Annotated in this window: 7 protein-coding genes; 5 read left to right on the top strand and 2 right to left on the bottom strand. The window is 37.1% G+C overall.

Features of this window, described 5'->3' with window-relative positions:
* Both FXW07_RS06725 and FXW07_RS06720 read right to left on the bottom strand, forming a co-directional pair.
* Positions 1–369 (bottom strand): B12-binding domain-containing protein (locus tag FXW07_RS06725; RefSeq protein WP_229394784.1); only part of this gene is annotated, 369 nt, incomplete at its 3' end.
* Between the two features lie 626 nt (positions 370–995).
* Entirely contained in the window at positions 996–2450 is a 1455-nt protein-coding gene (locus FXW07_RS06720; RefSeq protein ID WP_229394780.1) for an NAD(P)/FAD-dependent oxidoreductase, read from the bottom strand.
* Positions 2451–3197: 747 nt separating this feature from the next.
* Here FXW07_RS06720 and FXW07_RS06715 point away from each other — a divergent pair.
* The 5 genes from FXW07_RS06715 (at position 3198) to FXW07_RS06695 (ending at position 5986) form a co-directional block, all read left to right on the top strand.
* Positions 3198–3419: a CxxC-x17-CxxC domain-containing protein gene (locus tag FXW07_RS06715; protein ID WP_082091094.1), complete on the top strand. Its 222-nt coding sequence runs from the start codon at positions 3198–3200 to the stop codon at positions 3417–3419.
* A 405-nt stretch (positions 3420–3824) separates the two neighbouring features.
* On the top strand, positions 3825–4031 hold the full coding sequence (locus tag FXW07_RS06710; protein WP_048120641.1) for a CxxC-x17-CxxC domain-containing protein: 207 nt from the start codon (positions 3825–3827) through the stop codon (positions 4029–4031).
* Between the two features lie 303 nt (positions 4032–4334).
* Positions 4335–4478 (top strand): hypothetical protein, encoded by a 144-nt coding sequence (locus FXW07_RS06705; RefSeq protein WP_229394779.1) that lies wholly within the window; start codon positions 4335–4337, stop codon positions 4476–4478.
* A gap of 101 nt (positions 4479–4579) precedes the next feature.
* Positions 4580–4903: a translation initiation factor eIF-1A gene (gene eif1A, locus FXW07_RS06700; RefSeq protein WP_084626116.1), complete on the top strand. Its 324-nt coding sequence runs from the start codon at positions 4580–4582 to the stop codon at positions 4901–4903.
* Between the two features lie 879 nt (positions 4904–5782).
* Entirely contained in the window at positions 5783–5986 is a 204-nt protein-coding gene (locus tag FXW07_RS06695) for a CxxC-x17-CxxC domain-containing protein (protein ID WP_082091092.1), read from the top strand.
* Positions 5987–6303: the final 317 nt, after the last annotated feature.

Here is a 6303-nt window from a genome sequence, read left to right as displayed (position 1 = left end):
TGTTACCACTATGCTCGGAGCAAAKGTGGTAACAAGCCTGTGACCAATGTCGTGAATATCCCCTTCTGCAACAAAGGTGATGGCAAGTCCTGCTTCTTCTCCCTCTTTCTTGTTCTTTTCAAGTTCAGGGGTAAGGACTTCCATTGCATTGCTCATTGCTTTTCCGGACATCATAATTTGAGGCAAAAAAATCTCGGCGGCTTCGAACTTGTCACCGACGATTTTCATTCCAACGGAAAGGCCCTTTGTAATAATGTCAAGTGCCGGAATTCCTGAAGCCAGAGCTTCCTTGCATAGCTCCGGAGTACCTGCGACGTTTTGATTTACGATTGCGTCGCGTAACTTATCAAAGATTTCAGTATTTGTCATCCCATTATCACTTCTTTTGTTTTTCACGTTTGGCCGGTCAGGAATTAATTTTCCACTTGCCGGATAACGGAATCTCATTACCTCTTATCTATATATATATCTTTTGCCTCAGCGCAAATGGTATATATATTTTGTGTTAGATAATATGCGGGCAACAATAAATACTATAAATATATTTTGATTGATTTTTTTGAAAAAAGGCAAGAGAATCTCACTATAATAATAAAAAAAGTTGAAGCAGAAATAAAAAATTTCTATATAAATGAAAAAAACTATTTAAAAATGAAAAACTTTCGATTAAATTCACAGTCATCTGAAAAAAGAGAAAATTATGCCTGTTGGCCCAGATATAAGGCGTAATATTTCTTTTAAAGTTTAATATTCCTTTAAAACTTGAAATATCACTAACTTTTTCCATGACTTACGTAGTTGAACTGAAAATCAACAGCAACCGACTACCAACTGTCTAAATCGCGACTTTAATCCACAGTCTTTTCCGTAATTGATTTTGTTGCTCAAGTGCGTAAGTCCTATTCCAATTAATAAAAATTATGATAAACCATTGGTCTGTTCTGAAGTATTAGTCAGAATATTATTTTTTCCTGCTCTAACATAAAACAGATACTTTAATGAAGATTGCCATCTTCATTAAGAATCTTCAGGAGCTCAATAATCGAATATGAAGCCCGGGTAATTCCCATGCTACGCTTGTCAGTATCAGTGCCCGCTACATAGAGGTTGCGAACAGGGGTTCGAATATCTGCAAATTTCCCGTCAATCGTAACTGCGGCTTTTTCCGGGACCATTATCTGTTCGTGCTGCATATCGATATATTTCTCAATGTTTGGGTGAGCCCGGAAAATCGTTTCGTAGGCTTTTTCTGTCTCCTGTTCTTCGTTTTTATTTTCATCAATCACGAAGGAAAATCCAATAAGCTGCTTGTCCTTTGGGGCAAGCGAAGGGTCATAGTTACTGATAGGAGTTGCCCAGTAGGCGAAATCCTTGAACCAGATCTCTGAGCCCGTGTAATTAAAATCGGGAAAATATTTTTCCAGTCCAAGCCAGATGGTCAGGCTTTTACTATGGACGATGCCTCTCAGATTTTCCATATATTCTTCAGGGAGATCTTTTATAAGTCTGGGGAGCTCGGTTGCAAAACCTGTGTAGATAACAAGGTCAGAGTTATAGATTTCATCGGCTTCCACGCCTGAAACCTTTCCGTCCTGTACAAGGATGGATTTAACTTCACATTCATTTTTGATTTCAACAGTTTCCGGCAGAGAGTAAAGAATGGCGTTAAGCAGGGCTTTTAAGCCTTTTCTGGGATAGCCCTGAGAATAATTTACATTATTTGTTGCAAGCCTTTCAAGAGAGGTAAAAGGCTGGGTGACCCTTGTCATCCTGGCTTGAAGAGAAGCGTGGAGGTGATATGGAAGGATTGAGGCAAGAATAGACTCTGTAGATTGGGATTTTTTCTGTTCCAGTCTTCCGATCATTGCATCAAATTGTTCCTGGGTGATGCTGTCTCTGACAAAACTGCTTCCAGACAGAACACGCTGGGCAGAAGTTTCCTTCATTGACCTTCCAGAGAGAAAAGCTGATATGGTATCCACAAAGTCGTAAGTTTCCTTTGAAAGACTTTTCGGCAGGAAATCATATACTGATTGGTTGGACAGATCTATTCCGAATGAAGAAAGGGTAAAGGCTTTTGTAAGGGTCTGGGAAAGCAATACCCTGTCTTTTCTTGGAAGCACATCAAAAGTCACGAAATCTTTCAGGTTGGAAGGAATTTTTACAAAAGCATTTTCAGTTCGAACATAGTAATGTCCATAGTCTTCAAACACAGGTAAAAAATCGAAATAGTTATCCATCAGCCTCTTCAGAGGCCCTTCAATAAGATGGGTAATTGCATGTGCTCCTGTATCTACCTGATAGCCATCTACCATGTAGCTGTTGCAGTTCCCGCCCAAATGTCGTCTTTTTTCAAGAACAAGGACTTTTTTTCCATGCTTTGAAAGCGTAAGCGCTGCAAGAAGTCCACTTATGCCCGCCCCAACAACAATTACATCGTATCTTTTCATACCCTAAACTACCTCAATTTTTTCCAGTGAATTAAGTTATAGCCAAATGCAGTATGCACCTTATTTCTCTCAACTCACAATAGAATTCTATATTAGTGGAAGGATTAAACAAAATATGTTAAAACTATAAAAATTATTTTACTTCTGGAATGTATTGAAATTATATTATATAATTTATGATTTATGTTTTTACATTTGAGTTCTGGCTTACATTTGTAGAGTACCATAGAGAAAAAAATAGTATTTATAGTTAACAGTTGATGTGATGAAAATCACCAAAAACGTAGATTATCTTCTTAACACACTACTTGCTATGGCTAAAACGTTGCTTGCAACTTGTATGAAGTTTTTTACATCTCGACCCCTAACGTAAAAATAAAACAGAATTTATTTTTTAAGATAATATTCATTTCCCCATCGTTTCCAATTTTTTGTGTGGATATCCTCATAATATTCTCATAAAAACCAATTCGGTCTTGAATTGAAAATCATCTTATCCACAGGGAATGAAACAGTATCGAATTAGATTAGAGATTTTAAAAGCTAAATTGAGATTCTAAAGATTAAACTACTGTCTTCGCAGATATGTTTATATACGATAAGAGCTTGGGACATATTGGTAGTAAAAATAAAGAGTTATATAATCTGTTATTAAAAACTTCATTTTTGTTTTTAATAAAAGAATGTATAGATCTTATTTTTATAGCAACATAGACTATATCCGCTATTAGCGGAGGTGAAACGAAAATGAGTTTTAATGACAGAGGGAACTCTTTCAGGGGAAGAGATAGCAACCGGGGAAATAGAGACAACAATCGCGGAGGTTACAGAGGTGGTAACAGTGGTCCCAGAGAAATGTACCCCGCCGTTTGTTCTGACTGTGGTGTAGAGACACAGGTTCCATTCAAACCAACTGAAGGAAGACCGGTTTACTGCAGAGACTGCCTACCAAACCACAGAAAGTTCTAAATCCAGAAATTCCAGAATTTTCTCATTATAATATTATCGCTGGAAACCTTTCTGTAACAGAGGTTTCCAAACTCCTTTTATTCTTCAAACTTCTTTCATTCTCCAAACTCCTTTTACTCTCCAAACTTCTTTTACTCTCCAAACTTCTTTTATTCTTCAAACTTCTTTCATTCATATATATACTCCTATATACCAGGATCTTTTCTCTTTGAGGAGTCCGCTTCTATTTTTAGCGGTTATTATTGGATTAATCTTATATAACATGGAAGTGGTTATGTATTTAGTAAAAATAATGAGACATATAATCTGTTATTAAAAACTCCATTTTTGTTTTTAAATAATAAGTTATATCCGATCATGTTTTTATCGAGAATATGAATCCGTTGCAAATGGAGGTGAACGAAAATGGGTTTTAATGACAGAGGAAGTTCCTACCGTGGTGGCAACCGTAACAGCGGCCGCGGAGGTTTCAGAGGTGGCAACAGCGGCCCCAGAGAAATGCACAAGGTTATCTGTTCTGACTGCGGGGTTGAAACTGAGGTTCCATTCAAACCGACCGAAGGCCGGCCAGTTTATTGCAGGGATTGCCTTCCTAACCACAGGAAGTTTTAAAATAAAGCTTCTTAACTAAAACTCAAGGTAAAGTGTTGATTTTGAAAAATCTCAACACATATTCCATTTTTAAGCTATATTTTTACCTTATAGCTGGTGAAGGATATCAGAACCCTGAATTTTATGAATCTTTACAATTTGTTTGTTGAGTGGGGCCTGAGTACTATTACAGGCGTTTTTATAATTTGTATGTGAAATAAAAATGCTATGATGTAAAAGTGCTATGAGGTGTTTGAAGCAAACTCTCAGTATAAACGAAAAATAACACTAAGAACAATTAAAGGATCTTTAAGAATCTTTGAAATGAGAACGCTTCCTGAGATTCAGGTTTTTTCCGGGATTTCAGATCTTAAAGGGTTCTTTAATCCCTATCCATTTATGAACCTTAACATCAAAGTACATGATGCATCCGTAGATACAGAAGCTTTGAAAAATCTGCCATCATAAATATGACATAATAAAAGCAGAGTAATAAAAGCAGATCGTAATAAATTTGACATAACAAACTAATAATAAGAGGAATTAACCTGGCGAACTATAGAAGCAATATAAGAAAAAGAAAAGCAGGAACTGGAAGTTCAGTGCCCGCTACTCAGGAAGTAACAAGAGTACGCACACCGCGTAGGGAAAATCACGAAGTCCTGGCAACAGTATCAAGTTTACTTGGTTCAAAAAGAGTTACACTGCAATGTATGGACGGTATAGTCCGAATGGGCCGGATTCCCGGGTCCAAAAATAAGAAAATGTGGATACATGAGGGGGACGTAGTAATCGTCGCTCCGTGGGATATTCAGGATTCTAAAGCCGATGTGATCTGGAAGTACACAAGGCCCCAGGTCGAGTGGCTCGAGAGAAAAGGGTACCTCAAATAAGTACCGAAATAGTACCGTAAAACTTGATAAAACCAGCTTACTCTGATTATACTACAGTTTTAACAGTTTGCGGTTAACTTCTTCCCACTTACATATTCCCTCTTCAAGCTCTTGCCTTTAATCTCTTCACCTTACCTTTATTCTTTTTAACTCAACTTCAACTTTTATAACTTGTTTATGATTCACTCCACAGCCTTTAATAACAGCCCTTTAACAGCCTTTAATTTATCTACCTGACTCACTCACTCAGTTTCACTAACTTAGTTTTTAGCTTCAGGGCGGGAAGTTCCCGTACTCAACAATTTTCTGCGAGAGTCCGCAAGTGGCAGATGGGATGAAAACCGGACGCGTAACAGCATCTCAAGTATTATCACGCTTATATATTTTACATTTTGATATTCCTTCACCTGCGAAATGTGGAGTAGGCCCTGTAGACTCGTCGCCAATAGGCGGGAGAATGGAATGAGAAGAACACTAAGAGAAGAACACTAAGTATTCTTTTTGGGCTTGGCGTTCTCAGGTAAGTTTCTCCCTCAAAACTCTGAGAAATGCGAGGAGTTTAGGAAGGGGTAGTTCATCTTCTTAGTTTTTCTCATCTGGATAATGGAATTCAACTTGCGACTGTGTCTCTGTCCGTAAGAAACTACATGGTAAGAGTTTTTTAATAAGCAGAAGCAACTCTAAAGCAGCAAACAATTTCGGCGTGATTTTGATTTTTATGAGTAAAACTTATATAATTTGACCGTATACTAAGAACATTAAAAATAAAGAGATGTATAATCTGTTATTAAAAACTAGTTTCTGTTTTTAATCAAAGAGCAATATACAACCTTATTTTTAAACTATGGACTATCCGCTGTAAGCGGAGGTGAAAAGAAAATGGCTTTTAATGACAGAGGAAATTCCTTCAGGGGAAGAGACAGCAACCGTGGAGGTTTCGGAGGTCCCAGGGAAATGTACACCGCGATCTGTTCTGACTGCGGCGCTGAAACTCAGGTTCCTTTCAAGCCTGACCCTGACAGACCAGTCTACTGCAGAGAGTGTCTTCCTAAACATAGGAAACCCAGAGAGAACAGATATTAATTCTAGGTTCACTCAAAATATTCTATTTTACAAATTATGTCCGTTTAGTTTGAGCAGCAAAACGGACTCTCTTCTTTTATATATTGTATTGAATAATATTTTTATTTGAACGATAATAATATTCTTCTAATTGATTTATGACTCAGTTTCATAATTTAGTGATTTCTCATTTTTTCCGTCCTTAAAACTTCACTTTTCTCTGCTAACTGCTCAAATAAACTGTAATAATCCTTGAGAAATGATTTCTTTGGCAGGAATGCCAAAGAATTATTTTACTCCGTTAATTGTTTCACTGAATTTTTTGACTAAAATCGATA

Origin of the sequence: Methanosarcina sp. DH1 (genome assembly GCF_020804205.1) — an archaeon.
In the GTDB taxonomy this organism is placed as follows: Archaea; Halobacteriota; Methanosarcinia; order Methanosarcinales; family Methanosarcinaceae; genus Methanosarcina; species Methanosarcina vacuolata.
This window is presented reverse-complemented; position numbering and strand designations above follow the sequence as displayed.

Coding starts and splice junctions, on each gene's coding strand:
- FXW07_RS06720 (WP_229394780.1), bottom strand. CDS start 2,450: ATGAAAAGATACGATGTAATTGTTGTTGGGGCGGGCATAAGTGGACTT.
- FXW07_RS06715 (WP_082091094.1), top strand. CDS start 3,198: ATGAGTTTTAATGACAGAGGGAACTCTTTCAGGGGAAGAGATAGCAAC.
- FXW07_RS06710 (WP_048120641.1), top strand. CDS start 3,825: ATGGGTTTTAATGACAGAGGAAGTTCCTACCGTGGTGGCAACCGTAAC.
- FXW07_RS06705 (WP_229394779.1), top strand. CDS start 4,335: ATGAGAACGCTTCCTGAGATTCAGGTTTTTTCCGGGATTTCAGATCTT.
- FXW07_RS06695 (WP_082091092.1), top strand. CDS start 5,783: ATGGCTTTTAATGACAGAGGAAATTCCTTCAGGGGAAGAGACAGCAAC.